This is a genomic window from Sphingobium sp. RC1, from assembly GCF_059738765.1.
Map to the genome: position 1 here is coordinate 833,406 of NZ_AP027306.1, position 21,363 is coordinate 854,768.

The following is a 21,363-nucleotide window of genomic DNA, read 5'->3' on the forward strand; positions in this document are numbered from 1 at the left end:
TTGAAACAGGTTGTGAGGCGCCTTTAACTTAAATGTTATAACGTATCAATGGGGGTCGGCGGATCATCGAGGAAGGGACAAGGGTTAGCGGCTAGCGGGCGCTATCGTAGATAAGTGACCCGGATCGGCGGCCCATTGCCAGCGATGGAGGGCGATCGTGTTACACGGAAGCATCGGATCAAGGCTGATTTTCCGTCACTGCGGGGCTCGGCCGGGAATTCGCTGCCTCTGCAGCTTAAGAAGAGGAGCGGGACCCCGGATCAAGTCCGGGGTGACGATCAGTCTGCAGGATTAGGCTCTAAGGATCAGTGATCTGGAGGCAGCGGAAGGTGTCGGCTGCTAGGGATCGACGATCGACGACAGGCCTGGCGACCAACTACCGAGATAGATCGTGCACCCGGAATGAAAGATCAGAGGAAGAGAAATTCCGCGAGCGCACTCACTGGCGAGTCTGCGTCGGCGCGGGCGCGCAGGGCTTGTCGGACCTCGATGGAGGGGAGGGGGCGTTCGAGGGGCAGGCGGCGGATGCCGTTCATGCGGCCGAGGTCTCGGGCGAGAGGGCCGAAGGCGGCGAAACAGCCCGCGCCTTCGCGCAATATGGTCATGATATCGAACACATTGTCGGTTTCGAGCACCGGCGCGCCCATGCTGATGCCTTCCCGGTCGAGCGCTTCATCGATGATGCGACGCAGGCCGTTATTCGGCTCCATGGCGAGCGTGGGGCTGATCCGGAGATCGTCGGTCGTGACGATGTCGCGCCGGGCGAGCGGATGATCCGCCCCGGCGTAAAGGTTGATCTGTTCCGACCAGCCATAGCGGGATGCGAAGCCCGGCTGTTCCCCCAATGCGTAGAAATAGGCGATATCGACGCGGCCCTGCTCCAGTGCCGCGCGCGCCTCATCGGCGAGGTGGATGGAGAGGTCGAGCGTGATCGCGATATCCTCATTCGCGGCCTCGAACGCGGCGAGCGCTTCCTGGAAGTGGCCGAAAACGGGCGCGGGGGCGGCAAGGGTGATCGCCTGACGCGCTGGTGCGGGGGAAGGCTCCGCAGGCGCGGCTTCTGGAGCGACGGACGGAGGGGAAGCGGGGGCCGTTTCGTCCAGCGCCCAGCTGCCGGATTGATCCTGCGACAAGAGGGTCATCGCCTCGGCGGTCTTGCGCCCCGCCGCAGTCAGCCGCTGATGATCAGGCGGGCCTTCAAACAGACGATAGCCAAGACGCATTTCCAGTGAGGCGATTGCGCGCGCGATGTCTTCGACCGGGACGCCCAGATCGCGGGCGCAGCGCGACATGCTACCCGCCGCCACCATCTGCGCAAAAATGTCGAGTTGACGCAGGGAAGGCGTGGCCATGCCGGGGGTGATAGTGCAATTGGGACGCCGGGTTAAGCGCGATCTTTGGCGGTGGTGGGGTGTGTCCTTGATGACCGGGCCGGAGTGGCAGCCGATTGCGCCGACAATTCCGCTTGGCATCCGCGGTGAGTTCGGCAATCAGGCGCCATGATCAGTCGGTTCAGGCGGGCGGTGGCGGATAACGCCGGGGACAAGCGCGGGTTTGCGAATATCGTCCGTAACACCGGCTGGCTGCTTGGCAGCAAGGGGTTGGGCGCGGTCCTGAGCCTGGTTTATCTCGCCATCGCGACCCGTACGATGGGGCCGGCGGGTTTTGGCGTGTTCAGCCTGGTCATCGCGATAGCCCAGTTCATCGCCCGCATCGTCACTTTCGACAGTTGGCAGGCGGTCGTGAAGTTCGGGCAGGCCCCTTTGCGGGACGGCCAGAAATCCGCATTGGCCAAGCTGGTCGGCGCTACCCTGACCATCGATCTGCTGAGCGCGGCGGCGGGCATAGTGCTGGCGGCGACCATCGCATTGCTGCTGGGGCCGGTTCTGGGCTGGAACAGGTCCGTCGCGTGGATGGGTCTGGGCTACGCGTCCGTGGTCCTGCTGGCGACCCGATCGACGGCTGTGGGCATATTGCGTCTGCTCGATCGCTTTGCAGCGGCCGCCTTTGCCGAAAGCATGATGCCGATCATGCGCATGGCTGGCGCGCTGGTGGCATGGTGGTTCAATCCGACGCCGCTGGGCTTTCTGATGGCCTGGGCCTTTTCGGAGGTCGTCGTGTCCCTGACCTACTGGATTCTGGCGTTTCGCCATGGTCGCAGCCACATCGGCAGGGTGAAGCCGGTCCGGATTGGGGAGGCGCGGCGCCATTTCCCCGGCATCCTGAATTTTTCGATCGCCAGCAACATCAACCTTAGCCTGCTGGCACTGATCAATAATGTGCCGATATTCCTGGTGGGCATGTTCGCGGGCACGACGGGAGCGGGCTATTACCGCCTGGCGGCACAGTTGGGCAACGCGTTGACGACCTTCTCGCAACTTATGTCGCGCGCCATCTTCGCGGAGTCCACGCGCCATCATATGCGCGGTGGGCGAGAGGGGGACATGACCGCGCTGCGCAAGCTGTCCCGGCAGATCAGCGCGGCTGCGGCTTTGAGCGCTGTCCTGATTATCCTGCTGCTGTGGTTGGTCGGGGAGTGGGTGCTGGTCAAGATGTCCGGCGCGGCTTACCTGCCTGCCTATCCGCTGTTGCTGCTACTGGCGGGGGCGGCGGCGATCGAGATGGCGGGGGTGAGCTTCGATCCCATTTTGATGACGATCGATCGGCAGCGGCTGACAGTGACGGTGCGATTGGTCGAATGCGCGATATTGGGCGTGATGCTGGTGGTCCTTCTGCCCCGGATGGGCGCGCAAGGCGCTGCGCTGGCGGTGCTGGTGGCTTCGATGGGCGGCTTTGTGATGCGCGCGGCGGCGGTGCGGCGGCATTTGAGGTAGGGGGAGTTCTTTCAGAGCCTCCCGCTCTTCCTCAACAGAACTGAAGCCCTTCGACAAGCTCAGGGCGAACGGTGAGAGGTTGGTGACGACGCGCTAGCTCAGCATTTCCGCAAACAGGGTCTGATATTGGGAAAGCGCGGCTTCCACGCCGTAAGTGCGCACCGCTTCCCGCGCGCGGTCGGGATCTTCGGGGCGGGAGAGGGTCCAGTCTATCGCGTCTGCAAAGGCGACATGGTCGCCGACCGGCACCATCGGATGCTGCCCGGCATCGGCGACGATGTCGCGCAGATTGGGAGTGCAATCGGTGATGACGAGTTGACAGCCGCAGGCGAGCGCTTCGATGGCGGTGGCGGTGAGGCCTTCCCAGCGGGATGACTGCAACAGGACTTCGGCGTTTGCATAAAGCTCGGCCAAGGCCTGAGGGTCGGAAACGAAGCCGAGAAAGTTGATGCGATCGGCTATGCCAAGGTCGGCGGCCTGCTGCTTGAGGTCGTCGAGCAACGGTCCTTGCCCGGCGATGCGCAGGCGCCAGTCATGGCTTTTCACCCGGGCAAGGGCGGCGAACATCGTGCGATGGTCCTTTTGCGGGACGAGGCGGCCGACCGCGAGCAGTTCCCGTACCGTGCCAGGTGACGTCGGGCGGCGCTTGCTGCCTGTCTGCTCCAGCAACGGAGTGACTGTGGGGCGGGGCAGGAAGGCGACCTTTGCCCGGATCGGGGGGCAGCCATGGCCAAGCAGATCGGCATCGCTGCTGCCCATGACGATGGTGCGATCGCTGAGCCAGGCTGTCAGTTGGAAGCGCTTGCGCCGGAGCCATGCAAGAATGCCGCGCTTGCCGGGCCGAACGATGGGGTTGGAGATGCGGCCGACCGCTCGGGCGGGTGTGCCAATTACGGCGAGGGCGACGAGCAGGTTGCTCTGATTGCCTGCCGAATAGAGGACGTGGGGCCGATGGCGCCGGATCATGCGGCGAAGGGCGGGCAGTTGGGTGAGCATCGAGAGGCCGCGCGGAAGCTTTGCCGCAGGGATCTGGCGCACGGTCACATCGGGTGCGATCAGCGCGGCGAGTGGGCCTTCGGTCCGGGCCATCCACAGTTCCGCGCCTATTCCCTGTGCCGCCAGATGATTGGCGAGCAGGATCGCGACGCGGTCCAGCCCGCCGTCGCTCGGCTCATAGAGGTAGACGGCGATGCGATGGGTGCGATCGAGCATGGCCCCCGAGTGCAAGAAACCGTGCAAGGAATGAGTTTGGCTGCTGCTCATGGTCCCGCCCGGCGATTGACAAATGAAGGGAAATGCGGATTGCGCGTTATCGGACCCGCGCCAGCGGTTCAATCGGCAAAAGAGCGGAGCATATGAAGTTAATAATACAGATTCCGTGCCTGAATGAAGAAGAATCCTTGCCGGAGGCACTGGCCGCTCTGCCCAGACATATTCCGGGCGTGGACAAGGTCGAATGGCTGATCATCAATGATGGCAGCACCGATCGAACAGTCGAAGTGGCGCTGGCCCATGGGGTGGATCATGTCGTCGACCTGCCGGTCAATCGCGGCCTTGCCTATGCGTTCATGGCGGGGCTGAAGCGGTGCCTGGCGGAGGGTGCGGACATCATCGTCAATACCGATGCCGATAATCAATATAATGCGGACGACATACCACTGCTGATCCAGCCGATATTGGAACGGCGCGCGCAGATGGTGATCGGCGATCGGCCGATTTCCACCATCGCCCATTTTTCCTGGGTCAAGCGCAAGCTCCAGTGGCTGGGGACCAAAGTCGTGCGCATGGCTTCGCAGGCCGATATTCATGACGCGCCCAGCGGCTTCCGGGCGATCGCGCGCACGGCTGCGTTGGAGATCAACGTCTTCGACACTTATACCTACACGCTGGAATCCATCATCCAGGCGGGGCTGTCGAACATCCCGATTACCTCGGTTCCGATCCGCGTCAACGGCGAGACGCGGCCATCGCGCCTGTTGCGATCGATGCACAATTATGTCTGGCGGTCGATGAAGTCGATCACGCGGACCTTCTTCATCTACAAGCCGGGGATGACCTTCTTCTACCTGAGCCTGCCGCCGCTGGCGATCGGTGCGGGTCTGGTGATCCGATGGATGCTGCTGTTCGCGGGCGGCACCGAGCGGGCGCATGTTCCGAGCCTGGTGGCGGCGTCATGCCTGCTGGTGCTGGCGGCGCTGATGTGGATAGCGGGGCTGCTTGGCGAGCAGTTGCTCGTCACCCGGCGCATGATCCATGATTTGCAGCTTCGCATGCGTGACATGCCTTCATCCTATGACGTGCTGAAGGACGGCAGCGCGCTATGACGATTTCGCGGCGCGATCTGCTGGCGCGGCAGGCTCTGGGTGAGATACCGAAGATCCTGACGCTGCTGGACCGGACGCCGGTCAGCCGCACCTATGGCTGTTTCGATCGGCTTTACTGGCATTACCGCATGATCGATTTCCCGTGCGGGATGAGCCAGGAATTCGTCTATCCGCTGGCGCTGGCCTGGTCGCTGGATGCGCCAGGCAATGCGTATTTCCAGGCGCCCGCCATCCGCGATTTTGTAGCGGCGGGGATCAGGTTTGCGGCGAGATCGGCGCATGCCGACGGGTCTTGCGACGATTATTATCCGTTTGAGCGGGCGGCTGGAGCAGCGGCTTTTTCGCTGCTTGCCTGCATCGAGGCAGCGCGGATCATTGGGGTCGATGACGATGCCGAAATCCGGGCTTTTTTCCGTAAGCGGGCAGGGTGGCTGGCGACCCATCAGGAATCGGGGCGTCTGTCGAACCATGAGGCGCTGATCGTCGCCAACCTGATCCGCATGTCGGCTTTGGATGGGCCGGAGTGGGAAGAGCCGCTGCGCGCGCGGGTGGCGCGGCTGCTGTCATGGCAGCATGAGGAAGGTTGGTTCGACGAATATGGCGGCGCTGATCCGGGCTATCTGAGCCTGACGATCGGCCTGCTGGCGGAGAGCGACCGGCGGCGGCCTGATCTTGGGTTGCGTGAGGCGTGCCGCCGGGCGATCAGCTTCTTCGCGCATTTCGTGCATCCGGATGGCACGGTGGGCGGCGCTTACACCAGTCGGGGAACGCAGAATTTCTTTCCGCATGGGTTCGAGATTGCTGGCGCGTGGATGCCAGAGGCGACGCTTGTCACTGACCGGGCGATGGCGCTGTTCGAGCGGGACGGGCCGCCTTGCTATTCCGACGATCATATCATCGGGCATCATGTGTGGAGCTGGCTGCTTTGCTGGTCCGAATGGCGGACTGATCGGGTTGGGGCTTCGCCGTCCGCCGGGTCGTCGGCATGGTTTCCGGGCGCTGGGTTGATTGTCCAGCGGCGTGGTGGGCGGGCGCTCTTTGCCGGGCTGCGGCAGGGAGGGGCGTTTCAGTTTTTCGCGGGCGATCGGCTGAGCCTTGCCGATAGCGGGATCACAATCGCGACCACGGCTGGCCGGGCGGCGGTTCAGCATCTGCCGGGCGACTATGAGGTGCGCCGGGACGAGGACGGGTTCGATGTCGCGGGCAAGATGGCGTGGGCGAAATCGACGCTGCTGACGCCGGTCAAGTCGGTGATCCTGCGGTGCATGATGGTGAGCCTTGGCCGCTTCTTCCCCGATCTTGTGCGCCGGTTGCTCCAGAAGATCCTTGTGACCGGGCGGAAGGACGCGCCGTTCCGTTTCCAGCGGAGCCTGCGTTGGGACGGCGAGGGTGTCACCATCCGTGATGAAATCTTTGCGGACGAGGGGTGGCAGGACGTCGCTTCGGTCGGCATTGGCGGCTTTCAGACGTCATCGACCACGATCATGGCGCGGGTCTGGCAGGCGAATCATTTGCAGCCTTGGCAGGACCTCACGCATTTGGTTCGCGGGCTTGGCGCAGGCGAACCGCTGGTCATCGAGCGCCGGGTTTCGCGCGACGGGGCCGAAGGCTGATGCGCAAGCTGCTGAGCGTTGCCGTCAGCCTCGTCATCCTGGTGGTGATCTGGGCCAGTGTCGATGCGGGCCGCGTTATCGACGTGTTCCGTCATTCGAACCGGCTCTGGCTGGCGATGAGCCTGCTTGCCGCCGTGCCGCTGACGCTCGCTACCGCGTGGCGCTTTGCCATGCTGAGCCGGTCGCCGATCCCCTTTGGCGCGTGCCTGCGGCTGATATTGTCAGCTTCCACCCTGAACGCGGTGCTGCCGTCAAAGATGGGCGACATCGCGAAGGGGTGGGTGCTGGCGCAGAAATATGGTTTTCCGGCCGAGCGCGCCGTGTCTCTGGTCGTGTTCGAGAAGATGATGGACATGGCCGCGTTGCTCCTGTGGGGCACATTCGCGCTTATCTGGACGGCAGGGCCGGATTGGCTGCTGTGGCTGTGCACGCTGGCGGTCGCAGGGCTGTTCCTGCTGCTGGCGCTGCTGATGGCGCCGTTCAGCACGGCGCGGCGCCCGCTGCTCTGGGCCATCGGGTTCATGCCAGGCAAGATTTCGACACGGCTGGATGGCTTCATGCAGGAATGGTCGGTGATGGCGGACTGGTTCTGGTCGCGTCCCGCGCGGGCGTGGAGCACGGTATTCTTCTCGGTCGCCATCTGGGCGGGGCATCTTGGGCAGTTCTGGCTATTCACCAAGGCGGTCCATGCCAATGTCCCGCTGCTCGATAATATGGCGTTCGCGACCTTGTCGATTCTGGCGGGGTTGCTGCCACTTACGATGGCGGGGATTGGTAGCCGGGACGCGGCGATCATCCATTTCTATTCGCAGTGGCTTTCGCCCGCGGCGGGCGCGGCGGTCGGCGTGCTGGCGACATCGAGATATCTGCTGCCCGCGATCGCCGGTGCGCCGTTCGTGCGTGATTATTGGCAGGGACGCAGCGAGGCAGCTGTGAGGCCATGATCGGCGGTGCAAAATCGAAAAGCGTCCCGCTGTTGGCGGGGCTGACGCTGATTACCCTGCTGGTTTATGCGGTTCAGGCTTTCCTGCTCCATCCATGGGCGATCGCCGATGACGCCCGTCAGTTCCTGAGCTGGACCAGCAGACTGTATGATCCGACATCGCGGCCAGGTGACGTTTTGGCGGATTATTGGCAGCAAACGGCGCCGCCCCTCTATGGAGCGCTCCTGCACATAGCCGCTGCCCTGGGTGTCGCGCCCGTGCTGTTCGCCAAGTCGCTCGCATTTCCTCTGGTCGCGATAACAGCGGTTCTGGCCTGGAAGCTGAGCGCCTGCTTCACGGTCGACGCGCGCCGCCGCCTGATGGCGACGCTGTTTGTCATGGCCGCGATCATTCACAATGATTCCATTTTTTCGGGAACGCCGCGCGCCTTCGCGTCGCCGCTGATCCTTCTGACGCTGATCGGTCTGCCAACGCGACGGTACGGCCTCACAATCGCGGGGCTTTTGCTGCTCAGCATCGTCTATCCAGCGCCCGCGATCACGTGCCTCGGCATTTTTTCGCTTTGGATAGTGGGCTGGCGTTTCCCGATTGGGTTTTCCCTGTCCTGGCGAAGCGTGGCCCTGCTCGCCCTGGCCGCGATCCTCGTCCTCGGATCAGCCTCGCTCTTTAAGGCGGGCATGGGCGATTGGGGGCCGGTCCTGCGCCTTGGCGAAGCGCGAAGCATGCCCAGCCTGATGAGCGTTGGCGGTCGCAGCAGTATCGTTGGGCGGGGCGGAGACATCGCCTGGCTATGTTCGCCGCGCATCGGATATCTTCCCGCCATCATCAATTGTCAGGGCAATGGTGATCCGCGCCTTCTGGTCAATCTGCTGCTGAGCGTCATTCCCATGCTGGTGCTCTGGGTCCGGGTCCGGGTCCGGCGCGGGCCAGGTGCTGGTGAAGACTCCCCGGCAGAGAGCAATCGGGCCTATGTCCTGTTTCCCTATGCGCTGGTTGCCACCGCCCTCTGCTATCTAATCGCTGCGCTGGTCGCCTTCACATTCCATCTGCCTGCTCGATACAGCCAGCCGGTATTGTTGATCATGGGCAGCCTTGCGTCTGGCCTTTGGGCCGGTCGCGCATGGAACTGGTTGCTGGAGCGCAAGATATTAGCGCAACCATTTGCTCGAATGGCGATGATGCTGTTCGCTTTGGCAGTGGCAGTCGGGATATTCGCGACGCCCAAAACGCGAGTGGTTCATGCCGAGCATCCGGACCTTCTCGCCTTCATAGTGCGGACGCCGCCGGGTACACGCATAGCGGGCATATCCGATGATCTGAGTTTCATCCCCGCATTGACCGGTCGATCGGTGCTGGCGACGCCGGAACATGATATTCCCTATCACAAGCGCTACCATAGGGAGAGTCAGGCAGGTCTGGAGGCCTCCCTGACAATGGGGCGCTTCGACGAGCTCCAAAGCGTGCGAAACTATATCAGGCGCTATCGCGTCGATCTGCTCGTCTTTGACCGGAATTTTCTGACCCGAGGCGACCTGCCGGAAAGCTACAAGGCAGTCTTGCCTTCAACGATTGAAGTGAGCCCCATGTTTGAAGAGGCCGAGGCCCTGGGGCGTACACGCTGCCATATCGTCGAGGGACCGGGCTGGATTGCGCTGTTTGCATCCTGCCTGTCTTGAAACCGTCGATAAGGGGCGGTTCAAACCAGTCCGCCATCGGCTAGATCGAAATGCCCCTTTTCCAGCCATGAACGAATGGCGTGGGCGCCCCGTGTTGAGGAAGGCTCGGCAGAATTTGCCATCGTATACTGGAATATTTCCTCTTGCCGCGCGCGGAAATGGCGGCCTCTCTCCCTGAAATGGGGAAGGCAGGCCAAGAGTTCTTCCGAGGAACGAAAAACATCCCCGGCGGTCCATGAGAGGTAGGGCAGTTCCCCACGATGATCCCGCGCATGGGTGTCGATGAAGAAGGCGGGCCTTGGCCTCCACAGAAATTCGTAGATCTGGCTGCTGACGTCACCGATATAGGCATCTGAACCTAGCGTATAACTCATGTCGCTTAGCCGGTCGCTGTCGACGTCGATAAGAATATTGTTGCAGCTTTTCCAGCGGGCGTCCAAATCCGGCCGCCGCTTCATCACCTTATATTCGAGCGATATGTGCAGTTTCTTGCGGAACAGCAGCACATGGGGTGCGAAGATGAGATTACAGGTTTGCCCAGGGCCGAAAGCGAACCAGTTGATGATATCGTGGCCGTGACGATACCAGCTGGACAGGTGCGGATCGAAATGTGGATTGTAGACAAAGGTTGGACGGCCGTTTGCAAAGAAATCGCGCGGTGCGTTTCTGTCGATCAGGTCGAATTTCGGATAGCCGATGATCGCGACTGACCTTTGTTGGGCGAGGCCATGACGGATCATCTCATCCGCGACCTTTGGACCTGACACGAGCATCGCGTCGAATTCAGCCATGTCCCGATGATAGGTTACGGATCGGTCGCCTGCGCCATGCGGCACAAACATGAATTGCGGTCCGCCGCCTTTCCAATGCTTTTTCAGTTGAAGGCAGGTCCTTTCCGGACTGACGATCAACGATGCATTTTGAAGCGCGCTGGCGTGATGGGAAAGGCGGGAAAGCCGCTCTGCGGGGGCGATCCGATTCAGCAGTCGGGTTGCAAGACCGGTTTGCGGAACGCTGAGGTCGAACCATGATATGCGGGCAGCCGCCGTGGTTCCGACGGCATCGCGGACGCCTTGGGCGATCGCCGGAGTGCCATAGGCACAAACCAGGGGGAGGCTCGGCGCGGTCTCAGCCAGAGCCTTCAAGATACCGGCCGTGTGGGCCAATTGATGCATTGCGTCATGATTGAACAGGAAAACGACGGAACGCTCAGGTACAATGGCCTTGGACGGGTGCGGCTGCATGACCGGGCTCTCTAGTCGCCCGCCGCAATCCCGTCAAAGCTGGATGTTCGCTTTAGCTGCGGCGGTCGTACCAGAGGAGCAGGCGTCCGCCTTCGGACAGATGCTGCTGGCGAACGATCCGCGCGCGCTTCGATACATATTTGAGGAAACACTCTTCGCTGTAATCCGGGAAGATGTCCTCACGTTGTGCAAGCAGTTTGCGGACCATCGGATCCGATTTTGGCGGGAATTCGATGATGCCGACAGGCGCCAGCCCCATGATCCAGTCGACGGCCATATCCAGCGGAACATTCCGCCCAATGGCGATATGGTGGATGAAGGCAAGCGCCACGAGCGCGTCCGCACTCGAAGCCCGCTCCATCAGGCCTTTGCGCTCCGCCTGTGCCCAACCTTGGGAGGGGCTGGGGTTCGCCGCGTCCAGCCATAAGGGCAGGAAAGGGGTATCGGCGCCCTGAAAGCGGTGATGCGCGCGTTCGAGCGCGCCATAGTCGAAATCGAAACCCACCACGGAAGCCGCGCCATTTTCCATCGCGGCCAAGGAATAATCGCCGGAATTGCAGCCCAGGTCGAACATCAGGCCCGGTTTCACCGCAGCTGCCATTTCACCGACGAATGCGCGTTTCGCCGCGGCTTCGGGTGCCGCATAGCTATTGTCCTGCGCGTAATCGCCCCAGACGGTTTCGCTTCCCTTGAGCTTGAGCTCGCTGATATAGCGTCGCAATCCCTCCAGCATCGCTTTCAGCGAGTTGCGTGGCAGCTTGCGTTCACTGGGCTTTCCGGCAATCTGCCCTTTGCGCAGGGATCGCGTCTGCAACGCGGCCTGAGCTGTCACATGGGCCATTATGGTCCAGGAGAAATTATCCTTCCACCGCAAGAGCGGGGCAAGATCTTCCGGTGCGATCCCTTCCAGGCTCCCCCTGAACCAATGCGCCGGAGAAACGCCGAAACGCGCCCAGAAGATGAGCGGGTTGAGGAACTGCATGCAGAATTGGCGATGACCGATCCAGATGTCGCCATCCTTGTACGGGATGAACGATCCATGGTCGATGAAGACAGGGCGGTTGCCGATGAACTGTATATTGTAAGCGGTCGCGTCGGACAGCGCGAAGCCACGTGCGAGCGCTTCCAACTGAACGTCCAGGTGGTGAATGGCCGCCTGTTTATGCAGGGAAAAGGTCCACTCATAGGGATAGGAGATGAACGGGATACGCGGGTGTTCCAGCGCGTAAGTCGCTTCGGCGAGATCGTTCCCCAGGCTGGCCGGGTCATGCTCTTCCCAATCGACCAGCATGCGTTGGTCAGCCAAGTGGCGGAGTAAACCTGAATCTCGAGCCGCCTCATAGGCCGGAGCGGCGGCAGGCTTGACCGATCGGAATACGCGTTGCCCGCGCACGAAAACGCGGCTGCCGGGGTCGCGAAACGACCCGGCGTCGCTCACCAAATCTCCGTTCATGATCAGTTGTCGCGCTGCGAGCCGTCTTTGCGGAGAACCGAGGCCACCGCAGTTTTGATCTTTCCGATGAAGTGGCGACCGAACATCCCGGCTGCGGCGACGCCGCCGATTACGGCCTGGATGAGCATGCTGCCCGTGGCGCCGTCAAGATAGGCGAATGCCGGAGTGCTGAGCGAAACGAGCAAGGCACCGAACAGGCCGAATGGGACGAAAGACTTTTTCACATGACATCCTGTGTTTCAATTTCGTGACTGCTTAGCGAAAAGACTGTTTTACGACAATACGCAACCACGCCCCCAAGCGACGGGCGTCACCATCCGGCGGGCAAGTTGATTTTCATGCGTGGAACATGCTTCTCATCATCCAGGAAGACCTGGCTGGGCCGTGTCCCGTGCCCGGTCGGCGCGACGGTATAGCGGGATTGGGTGAGCCCCGTGACCAAGGTGGAAAGCGACAGTGGGGAGGCGTCCTTACCCGGTGGGATCGCGGGGCCGCGCACAGCGAAGAGGGTCGAGAAATTGGCAAGTTTTTCGGCGTCTGTCATAATCGCCGCCTGATCCACGAAGGGCTTGGCGTTGGTCGTTCTGGAACCGTGGTCGCCATGCACGATCATGACGAAATTATCGCCCGCTGCTGATTGACTGATAGTGCGAAAGGCTGTTTCGGTCTTGCGCAGCGCGCACAGCAACTGGTCATAACCCGCGTCCTGCCTGGGACGAAGTGCACCCGGTCGCTCACGTCTGATCCAGGCACCTTCCTTCAGGCGGCAGTCTTCGGTCAGGCCAAAGGGCGAATGTGGCAGCAGGATGTGAGCGAAATAGATGTCGCCCGGCTTGGCCTTGGCAAGGTCCGCGTTGAACCTGTCGAATGCAGCAGCCGCATTGAGAGGGTTCATGCGGATATCGGAAATGTCGCGGAATGGCAGGGGCACACCGAGCTTGCGCACGCCATTGTAAAGGAACCCTCCCACTTTGCGAACCGAGCGTGAGGTCAGCTTGCGCAGGATTATGCTGACCTTGCTGGCGGTCGTCAGGCGGGATGTGGCGACCGCGCCCATGTCCTGCGACTGATAGGTTACGCAGTGAGCGATGGAGGCGGAAGCGCACATGTCGAGAAATTCGGACTGATACACGTTGATGTGATGACCGCGCCGCGCGAGCAGGTCGAAATAGGCCGTATGCTCGACCTTTTGTTTCATTTCCTTGCTGCTGCCAGGCTCTTGAACCTGGCCGAAGTTCAGCACTTGTGGCACGGAATTCAGGGTATAAGCATAATCGCTATGCGCCCGGCTGTAGAGTCGGAAGCCGTTGCCGATATAGAAATGTTGGAGGGCCTCGCGGACTTGCGGCGTGCGGGGATTGTCCATCGGCATGCCGTCGATGCCGCCATGCTCGTCCAGTATGATATGCACGATGGCAGGCAGACCTGCTGGGCTGCGGCTGCGGATTGGAGCTTTGGTCACCTCCGTAAAAGCTTGTTCCCGATGCTGCCCGAGCCCCGCCAGACTGGACGCTGCTGCGACCAAAGCGGCGACAGTGACGAAGGATAAGATCGAGCGCCGGGTAAGGAGCGTGAAGAGGAGCACAACGGCGCCCGCCACCATGGGCCAGGGCGCCAAGGCCCCGCCGCCATCGATGATCACGGCGATCAGTAGAGCTTCCAGAAAAGCCCTGATCCACCGGTTGGCTGCGGCGTACAGCAAGCCATAGATCGAAGCTACGCCTATCAGCACCATCAGTGCGACGAGAGATTCAACGGTCCATAGAGGATAGCGGTGAAAAAGCAGCAGGTTGAGCAACAAGGCGCCTAGAGCTGCTGATGCCGCTCCGATCGCGCGCAAGGCCGCGCCGGAAGCTATGTCACGCACGTTGGGAGGTGGCAATTCATCTCCCGCTTTCTCTGCTCCTGGCGCCAACTTTCCGCCGTCCTATCCTGCAAAAATGTGAATGCCTCTAGAATCATCGTCTGACGAAGTCGAGCGGAAGGCCTCCGTTGCGCACGGGGCGTGGAGTGAAACCATGCGATCTGCAACCGCCGCGCGCCAGCGTCGTCCCGTTGCCTGTTTTGCTATTTAACCGAGTTTTTCATCCCGCTCGGGGATTGCTATGGCTGACACTCGAAGAATGAATATGTTCGATAGAAGCCGCTCTTCAGTCTCCATGTCAGCATCGCTAGGGGAGGCCGTATGGCGGACATCATCAATCTACGGCAGGCGCGCAAGGCCAAGATGCGGAAGGATAAGGAGCAGGTGGCGGCTGCAAACCGGGCGAAGTTCGGCCAGACCAAGGCTGAGCGTGAGGTGCGGCGGATTGAGGAGGCGCGGCAGGATCGGCTGTTGGACGGTAACCGGCGGGACGGTGACGTCGATCGGGTTGAATAGTGTTTAGGACGGCAAGCAGTCGTTCAAGGCCTTTTAGGTCAAATGAGATGAATGGATGTTCATCCCTCTCGTGTCTGCAACAATTCGTCTCTTGGGAAAATCAACTCATCGTGAATCCGTGACCAGGTGTGCGGTCAATTGAAAAGGTCATTGGTTCAACTTGGGCTATGAGAGGATATATTCAATCTGCTCGCCCGGCTGGTGCCGCGATTGCCGCTGTTCTAGCCCTTGGTTCAACCTGTTCTTTTGCGCAGGAAACTGTTCCTGACGCGGGTTCGCCGCCTGTTGTCGTGCCTCCGCCGGTGGTGGCGCCTGCTCAAACGGTGCCGCAGCCGATGGTCCAGCCGACCGCTTCGGTCGAAGAACGGCTGGATGCTGCGGTGGCTGCTTCGGAAGCCGAGACGGCGGTGGAACCTGCGGCCAGCCGACAGAGCGCGCGAGTGGCTTCCACGCCGGTTCGAACTGCACCGCGCGCGCAAGTTGAGCGGCCTGCTGCTTCGCAGTCGATCGAGAGGGCAGAGGCGCGGCCTGTGGTGGCGGCGCCTGAGCGTGAAGCTGCCTTTGTTCCGCCGCCTGTCGTGAGCGAAGCTGCGCCCGCCAAACCGCCTGCCGCTGAGGCGCGTGAGGTTGGTGCTGCCGATACTGGCACAAAGGAATCGCTTCTGTGGGCCTTGGGCGGTGGCGTGCTGCTGCTTGCGGGGCTGGGCGGGGCTGCTGCCGTTCGTCGCCGCCGCAACATTGCGGGGGTTGACGAGGAGGTCCTTGCGGCCCCGGTCACGCCTGTCGCGGTCGCGCCCGCCTTTATGGAGCCGGCGGCTGAGCGTGCGCCCATGCGTGCGCCTCTTGCGGCCGGGGCTGCTTACGGCTCCAGTCTGGAGGCGATGGTCGCCGCTGCCCCTAGCGCAGAGAATCCTTTCCGCACACATCGCAAGCGGTTGGCCCGGGCGCGGTTCCTGCTGGCGCAACAGGAGAAGGGGGAGCGAGCATCCTTTACCGACGCGCCTGCCCATGTACCGCCGCAGACCATTCATGCCGAACCGCAGGTGCAGACCGTCTATCGGATGGGCGCGGATCGGAATCGCCGGATGACATTCACGCCGCAAACGCGCTAAGTCACCGGACTATCAGCCAGACAGGGGCGGCATCGCACGGTGCCGCCCCGTTTGCATGACCTGCGCACGTCGATTCGGTTGCACTTGGGGCCGACCCCTGATACCGGCGCGCCGGTAATTTCGCGCCAGTTTTGCAGGCCAAGTTTGAAGGAAGGTCGCTCCACCCATGTCCGATAAGATCAACCGCATTGTCCTTGCCTTCTCGGGAGGGCTCGACACCAGCGTGATCCTGAAATGGTTGCAGCAGACCTACCAGTGCGAGGTCGTAACCTTTACGGCCGATCTGGGGCAGGGCGAGGAGCTGGAGCCTGCGCGGCAGAAGGCCAAGCTGATGGGTGTCAAGGATGAGCATATCTTCATCGACGACCTGCGCGAAGAGTTCGTGAAGGACTATGTCTTCCCGATGATGCGCGGCAACGCGATGTATGAGGGGCTGTATCTGCTGGGCACATCGATTGCCCGCCCGCTGATCGCCAAGCGGCAGATCGAGATTGCGAAGATGGTCGGCGCGGATGCCGTCAGCCATGGCGCGACCGGCAAGGGCAATGATCAGGTACGTTTCGAACTAGGCTATTATGCGTTGTCACCTGACATCAAGGTGATCGCGCCGTGGCGTGAGTGGGACCTGGCCAGCCGTACGAAGCTGATCGAATTCGCCGAGCAGCACCAGATTCCGATCCCACGCGACAAGCGTGGCGAAAGCCCGTTTTCGACCGATGCGAACATGCTGCACACTTCGTCCGAGGGCAAGGTGCTGGAAGATCCGTGGGAAGAAGTGCCGGACTATGTCTTCTCGCGCACGGTCAATCCCGAGGACGCGCCCGACGCGCCCGAATATATCACGGTCGATTTCGAACGTGGCGACGGCGTGGCGATCAATGGCGTGGGCATGAGCCCGGCGACTTTGCTGGAAACGTTGAACGAATATGGCCGCAAGCATGGCATCGGCCGGCTCGATCTGGTCGAAAACCGCTTCGTCGGCATGAAGTCGCGCGGCATGTATGAAACGCCGGGTGGCACCATCTATCACCTTGCCCATCGCGGTATCGAGCAGCTGACGCTGGACCGGGGTGCGGCGCATCTGAAGGATGAGCTGGCGCCGCGCTATGCCGAGCTGATCTATAACGGCTTCTGGTTCTCGCCCGAGCGCGAGATGTTGCAGGCCGCGATCGACCATAGCCAGGAGAAGGTGACGGGCACGGTTCGGCTGAAGCTCTACAAGGGCGGCGTTCAGGTCGTCGGGCGCAAGTCGCCTTATTCGCTCTACAGCGAGAAGGTGGTGACGTTCGAGGATGATGCGGGCGCTTATGACCAGCGGGATGCGGCGGGCTTTATCAAGCTGAACGCGCTGCGTCTGCGGTTGCTGGGGCGTCGGGACGGCTGATGCTGCTAATAGCCCCTCCCCTCCAGGGGAGGGGAGAAGCCTCATTACAAATTGCGACAAATTCGGCCGTGACATGACAAGTTTGCGGGACAAGTCTGCCTCATAAGGGGTTCCAAGGACGGCGTTGGCCGTTCGTGACCCCTTGGAAGGAAGAAAAGAGATGATCCGCAAATTTCTGGGCACCGCTGCTGTCGGCGCGCTGGTCGTTGGCGGGCTGGCGGCGTCGCATCTGGCGATGGCGCAGCCGGGCGACGGTGGTTCCGGTCGTCATGGCGGCATGATGATGATGGCCGACGCGAACAAGGACGGAAAGATCAGCAAGGCTGAGCTGACCGCCGCACTCGACGCGCGCTTCGTCAAGATGGATGCCAATCGCGACGGCAAGCTGACGAAGGAAGATCGGGACATTCGCCGTCAGGCGCGGCTGGATCAGCGCTTTGCTGCGCTGGACACCGACCGCAATGGTCAGATCAGCAAGGCAGAATTTGCCGCCGGGCATCAGGGCCGCTTTGGCCGCGGGGATGGCGACCGTGAAGGCCGGGACGGGCGCGAAGGCCACCGCTTTGGCGGGCGCGGTCATGGTGGTCATGGCGGCGGCATGATGTTCCATGGACGTGGCGGAATGCGGGGCGAGGCGATGAAGGACGGCGTCCTCACCCGCGCCGAGTTCATGGCCGGGCCGCTCGCGATGTTCGACAAGGCCGACAGCAACAAGGACGGCTTCGTCACGGCGGATGAAATGAAGGCCGCCCGTCAGGCGATGCGCGATGCCTGGCAGGCCCGCCGTGGGGCGGACGCCGCGCCGAAGAACTGATCGTCCGGAAGGGTGGAGGCAGCGTCCTTCACCCTTCCAAGCTGCTGATAGTCGTGACAGATATTCCCCATGAGTGAAAAACCCCATCTGCTGCTCGTCGATGACGAGCGTTCGATCCGCGAGCCGCTGGCGCAATATCTTATCCGCAACGGATTTCGCGTGACGGCCGTCGAAAGTGCGGCGGAGGCGCGGTTGCGGCTCAATGCCAACGCGATCGATTTGGTGATCCTGGACATCATGATGCCGGGCGAGGACGGGTTGTCGCTGTGCCGCCATATCCGCGAGACGAGCGAGATTCCGGTCATCCTGCTGACCGCCAAGTCGGAGGAGACGGATCGCATCGTCGGGCTGGAGATGGGGGCGGATGATTATGTGCTGAAGCCCTTTTCCCCGCGCGAACTGGTGGCGCGGATCAAGGTGATCTTTCGCCGCGTGGCGACGGGCGGCCAGCGGGTGACGGCGCCTGACGGGGCGACCTATGCCTTTGCGGGCTGGCTGCTGAAGTCGCAGGAGCGGGTGCTGGTGGATCAGGAAGGCGTGGCGCTGCCGCTGTCGACGGCCGAATATAATCTGATGATGGCCTTTGCGACGCGGCCCAATCAGGTGTTGAGCCGGGACCAACTGCTCGACATCACGCAGGGGCGGGAAGCCAATGCGTTCGACCGGGCGATAGACAATCAGATCAGCCGGTTGCGCAAGAAGATCGAGCCTGACCCTAAGAACCCGACGCTGATCAAGACGGTGTGGGGGGGCGGCTACACGCTGTCCGCCGATGTGAGGAAGCTGTGAGGCGCTTTCGCTTTTGGCCCCAAAGCCTGGTCGGGCAGATCATCGTCCTGGTGGCAATCGCGCTGTTCGTGGCGCAGGCGATCAACTTCGGGCTGCTGCTGCGGGAACGTAACCGACTGACGCTGACCGCGCAGACGGCGCCGGGCGTCTATCGTATCGTGGATGCGCTGGACAGCCGGGGCGAGCCGCCCGCGCGCAATCGGCCGCCACGGGCGCGCTTCTTAAATGCTGCGCCGGTCCTGACTGGCGAGCGGCGGCCCGAGGTCGAGCGGCGGGCGCTGGCGATGTTCGCGGATGTGGGGCTGCCCGTGCGATCGGTGTGGGTGGTCGAGGGGGATCAGCGTCCGCCCCTGCGTCGGATCGATAGCGTCAGGATGCGCGCCATGGGCGACATGCGCGGCGCGGCGCGCGGCGGGCGGCTGACGATGGCGGCCGAATATGCGCCGGGACAATGGGTCGTGACCCAGACGCGGGCGGGCAACCGGGCGCCGCGCTTTGGCGGCTGGCTCGCCTGGCAGACGCTGACCCTTTATGTGATCGTGCTGTTGCCGCTGCTGTGGGTCGGGCGACGGCTGGCGCGGCCTTTGGGGCAGTTGACGCGGTCGGCGCAGCAGTTCGCGCGCACGGGATCGGCCGATGCGGTGGAAGAGCGCGGGCCGGGGGATGTGCGGGAGCTGACCACCGCCTTCAACGCGATGCGCGGCCGCATCTTTGCGATGCTGGATGAAAAGGACCGGATGCTGGGCGCGATCGGCCATGATTTGCGGACGCCGCTGGCGTCGCTGCGGGTGCGGGCGGAGTCGGTGGAGGATGAGGGCGAGCGGGCGCGCATGTCGCAGACGATCGATGAGATGAATCGGATGCTGGAGGATATTCTGTCCCTTGCGCGGGCCGGGCGGAGCACGGAGGCGGCGCAGAAGGTTGATCTTTCCGCGCTGGCTGATGCTGTCGTGGAGGATTTCATTGAGCTGGGTTCGCCTGCGGAGATGGCGGATAGTGTGCGGGCGGTGGCTTCGGTCAGGCCGCAGCAGATCAGGCGGGCGCTGCGCAATTTGATCGAGAATGCGATCGTCTATGGCGAGCGGGCGCATGTGTCCGTGGTGCGCGAGGATGGCGCGATCCGGCTGGTCGTGGCGGATGATGGGCCGGGTATCAGCGAGGATCGGATGGAGGAGATGATGGAGCCCTTCACCCGGCTGGAGGGGTCGCGGAACCGGGAGACTGGGGGGGCTGGGCTGGGACTGGCGCTGGTGCGCGCTATCATGGCGGAGCATGGGGGCGCGCTGAGGCTGGTGAACCGGGCTGGTGGCGGGCTGGAGGCGAGTTTGGTGTTGCCGGTTTGAGCGGGGATGGTGGCAGGAAACCGCCAATATAGGTCAAAGAGCAGGTTCACGGCATCGTGAAACTAGCCGCTTGTTTGGAATTCAACTTTCTAGCAAGCTGCCGCTTGCTGGCCTATGACTTAGCTTTCCATTTAGTCACGGATTTCTTGTGGCAGGAGATTGAATTGCGATTTGTTCTCGCTTGTCTATCTGGAGCGATGTTTTCGGCTGGCGCTGTAGCGCAGATTCCAGATGCAGCTAGTGTGATTGTGCCAAATCTACAGAGCGTTTCCGATCCACGAATACAAAAAGAAGGATGGAAGCACTTTTTCTTTCATAAGGATGGGGTCAGTTACACGCAGGCATACGAAGATTTTGCGGACTGCTATCGTTTCCTTGGTGGTCCTGCGCCGGTGGGTCCCCAACCCTTACCCCCCTATGGCGCGCGAGCACGCCTCCCATCGGATGAACGACTGCATTCCAATCCACCCAGCAACGGACTAGTTGGCATGGCAATTGGTGAGATGGTTATGGGGCCGATGCAGCGCCGACTTCCGCAGTCGCGTCTTCGCCGTTGCATGGAACCTCGGGGATATGTTCGCTACCCAATCGATGAACCTACTTGGAAGCTGTTGGTCGATGCCTATTCGATTAAATCGATAGCGGTGCAGGCCAAGGTAGCTTCCGGGCCACGTCCAGTAGCAACGGTGGTCTCGCAATGATTCGGACTTGTTCTAAAATTCTCGCGGGTATCATCGCGTTTGTATCGATTCCTGTGGCAGCCCAAATGCGTGAAATAAGAGATGGGGCATTCACAGGCGTCATCCTCAACCGTGCCTATCTGCTATATCATGTTCCGAAAGGAAAGGATGGACTCCCCGCGCAGCCCATCTTCATGCGGATGTCAGACATCGACGGACTAGCATCAGACGAGCCTCTCTTCGCAATACGAAATGGCGAAACTTTCAATAAAGGTACTTCGGTTCGCGTATATCTCCTCGAGGTTCCTCCAGGGAATTATTTACTTTATGGACTATCATTGGGCGGCGCGGGGCCGACGTTGGCAACGTGTTTCTGTCTTGGGACTGTCTCGTTCAGAGCCCAGCCAGGCGTGGTAATGGACCTCGGCGCATTTCTCATCGGTAACGCACGCTATCCATCTGATTTCCCGGAACTTGCAACTGAGACCGGGTTCGGCCCCAGCATCGATACAGGATTCTACCATCCGGTAGCTGCCATTCGCCGAGCCGATAGCCAGACCTATCTCCCAAATTGGCCAGTGCAAGCCAAGATAGTACGTGCCGACTTTCATGCGGCAGGACGTTTTTTTGATCCAAGAACCACCTTCGTCAACCGCCTTGCGCCTCTCCAAGGGACACTCAGCTACGCGAATGGCAAGCCCATAGATTTAATGACGGGCTTGGTACTCCCGGACCATTTTTCTCAGTAGGCAATGGACGATCCGATAAAACTT

The 21,363-nt window shown here is 61.7% G+C and carries 19 protein-coding genes; 13 read left to right on the forward strand and 6 right to left on the reverse strand.

What is annotated here, in order from left to right; translation table 11 throughout:
• Positions 1-410: 410 nt before the first annotated feature.
• Positions 411-1,352: a LysR family transcriptional regulator gene (locus AC6JBC_RS04035; protein WP_498025525.1), complete on the reverse strand. Its 942-nt coding sequence runs from the start codon at positions 1,350-1,352 to the stop codon at positions 411-413.
• 147 nt (positions 1,353-1,499) lie between these two features.
• Here AC6JBC_RS04035 and AC6JBC_RS04040 point away from each other — a divergent pair, with 147 nt between their 5' ends.
• Positions 1,500-2,834, forward strand: a complete 1,335-nt coding sequence (locus AC6JBC_RS04040; RefSeq protein ID WP_498025526.1) for a lipopolysaccharide biosynthesis protein — start codon at positions 1,500-1,502, stop codon at positions 2,832-2,834.
• Between the two features lie 93 nt (positions 2,835-2,927).
• On the opposite strand, the gene AC6JBC_RS04045 is transcribed toward AC6JBC_RS04040, so the two are convergent.
• Complete coding sequence (locus AC6JBC_RS04045; RefSeq protein WP_498025527.1) at positions 2,928-4,046, reverse strand: glycosyltransferase; 1,119 nt, start codon at positions 4,044-4,046, stop codon at positions 2,928-2,930.
• Positions 4,047-4,189: 143 nt separating this feature from the next.
• On the opposite strand from AC6JBC_RS04045, the gene AC6JBC_RS04050 reads away from it, so the two are divergent.
• The 4 genes from AC6JBC_RS04050 to AC6JBC_RS04065 are packed head-to-tail and all read left to right on the forward strand — an operon-like array spanning position 4,190 to position 9,391.
• Positions 4,190-5,158, forward strand: a complete 969-nt coding sequence (locus tag AC6JBC_RS04050; RefSeq protein ID WP_498025528.1) for a glycosyltransferase family 2 protein — start codon at positions 4,190-4,192, stop codon at positions 5,156-5,158.
• On the forward strand, positions 5,155-6,771 hold the full coding sequence (locus tag AC6JBC_RS04055; protein WP_498025529.1) for a hypothetical protein: 1,617 nt from the start codon (positions 5,155-5,157) through the stop codon (positions 6,769-6,771). Before AC6JBC_RS04050 ends, AC6JBC_RS04055 begins: the two co-directional genes overlap by 4 nt.
• Entirely contained in the window at positions 6,771-7,715 is a 945-nt protein-coding gene (locus AC6JBC_RS04060) for a lysylphosphatidylglycerol synthase transmembrane domain-containing protein (RefSeq protein ID WP_498025530.1), read from the forward strand. The genes AC6JBC_RS04055 and AC6JBC_RS04060 overlap by 1 nt, the downstream gene beginning before the upstream one ends.
• Complete coding sequence (locus AC6JBC_RS04065; RefSeq protein WP_498025531.1) at positions 7,712-9,391, forward strand: hypothetical protein; 1,680 nt, start codon at positions 7,712-7,714, stop codon at positions 9,389-9,391. The genes AC6JBC_RS04060 and AC6JBC_RS04065 overlap by 4 nt, the downstream gene beginning before the upstream one ends.
• 20 nt (positions 9,392-9,411) lie before the next feature.
• On the opposite strand, the gene AC6JBC_RS04070 is transcribed toward AC6JBC_RS04065, so the two are convergent.
• The 4 genes from AC6JBC_RS04070 to AC6JBC_RS04085 all read right to left on the reverse strand — a co-directional run bounded on the left by AC6JBC_RS04070 (position 9,412) and on the right by AC6JBC_RS04085 (position 13,955).
• Positions 9,412-10,635, reverse strand: a complete 1,224-nt coding sequence (locus AC6JBC_RS04070) for a CDP-glycerol glycerophosphotransferase family protein (RefSeq protein WP_498025532.1) — start codon at positions 10,633-10,635, stop codon at positions 9,412-9,414.
• Positions 10,636-10,687: 52 nt separating this feature from the next.
• Entirely contained in the window at positions 10,688-12,073 is a 1,386-nt protein-coding gene (locus AC6JBC_RS04075; RefSeq protein WP_498025533.1) for a class I SAM-dependent methyltransferase, read from the reverse strand.
• 17 nt (positions 12,074-12,090) lie between these two features.
• On the reverse strand, positions 12,091-12,312 hold the full coding sequence (locus AC6JBC_RS04080; RefSeq protein WP_498025534.1) for a hypothetical protein: 222 nt from the start codon (positions 12,310-12,312) through the stop codon (positions 12,091-12,093).
• A gap of 86 nt (positions 12,313-12,398) precedes the next feature.
• Positions 12,399-13,955: a hypothetical protein gene (locus AC6JBC_RS04085; protein WP_498025535.1), complete on the reverse strand. Its 1,557-nt coding sequence runs from the start codon at positions 13,953-13,955 to the stop codon at positions 12,399-12,401.
• A gap of 318 nt (positions 13,956-14,273) precedes the next feature.
• Between AC6JBC_RS04085 and AC6JBC_RS04090 the strand changes: the two genes are divergently transcribed.
• The 8 genes from AC6JBC_RS04090 (at position 14,274) to AC6JBC_RS04125 (ending at position 21,339) form a co-directional block, all read left to right on the forward strand.
• The gene (locus AC6JBC_RS04090; RefSeq protein WP_498025536.1) at positions 14,274-14,468 is read left to right on the forward strand and encodes a DUF4169 family protein; all 195 of its coding nucleotides are present in this window, start codon (positions 14,274-14,276) and stop codon (positions 14,466-14,468) included.
• Positions 14,469-14,635: 167 nt separating this feature from the next.
• Positions 14,636-15,580, forward strand: a complete 945-nt coding sequence (locus AC6JBC_RS04095; RefSeq protein WP_498025537.1) for an LPXTG cell wall anchor domain-containing protein — start codon at positions 14,636-14,638, stop codon at positions 15,578-15,580.
• 166 nt (positions 15,581-15,746) lie between these two features.
• Entirely contained in the window at positions 15,747-16,964 is a 1,218-nt protein-coding gene (locus tag AC6JBC_RS04100; RefSeq protein ID WP_464787293.1) for an argininosuccinate synthase, read from the forward strand.
• 160 nt (positions 16,965-17,124) lie between these two features.
• On the forward strand, positions 17,125-17,778 hold the full coding sequence (locus tag AC6JBC_RS04105) for an EF-hand domain-containing protein (RefSeq protein WP_498025539.1): 654 nt from the start codon (positions 17,125-17,127) through the stop codon (positions 17,776-17,778).
• A gap of 69 nt (positions 17,779-17,847) precedes the next feature.
• On the forward strand, positions 17,848-18,567 hold the full coding sequence (locus tag AC6JBC_RS04110) for a response regulator (RefSeq protein WP_498025541.1): 720 nt from the start codon (positions 17,848-17,850) through the stop codon (positions 18,565-18,567).
• A complete protein-coding gene (locus AC6JBC_RS04115) occupies positions 18,564-19,910 on the forward strand; it encodes a sensor histidine kinase (RefSeq protein ID WP_498025542.1) in 1,347 nt (448 codons plus the stop codon). The genes AC6JBC_RS04110 and AC6JBC_RS04115 overlap by 4 nt, the downstream gene beginning before the upstream one ends.
• A gap of 56 nt (positions 19,911-19,966) precedes the next feature.
• The gene (locus tag AC6JBC_RS04120; RefSeq protein WP_498025544.1) at positions 19,967-20,611 is read left to right on the forward strand and encodes a hypothetical protein; all 645 of its coding nucleotides are present in this window, start codon (positions 19,967-19,969) and stop codon (positions 20,609-20,611) included.
• 395 nt (positions 20,612-21,006) lie between these two features.
• Complete coding sequence (locus AC6JBC_RS04125; RefSeq protein WP_498025545.1) at positions 21,007-21,339, forward strand: hypothetical protein; 333 nt, start codon at positions 21,007-21,009, stop codon at positions 21,337-21,339.
• Positions 21,340-21,363 lie beyond the last annotated feature (24 nt).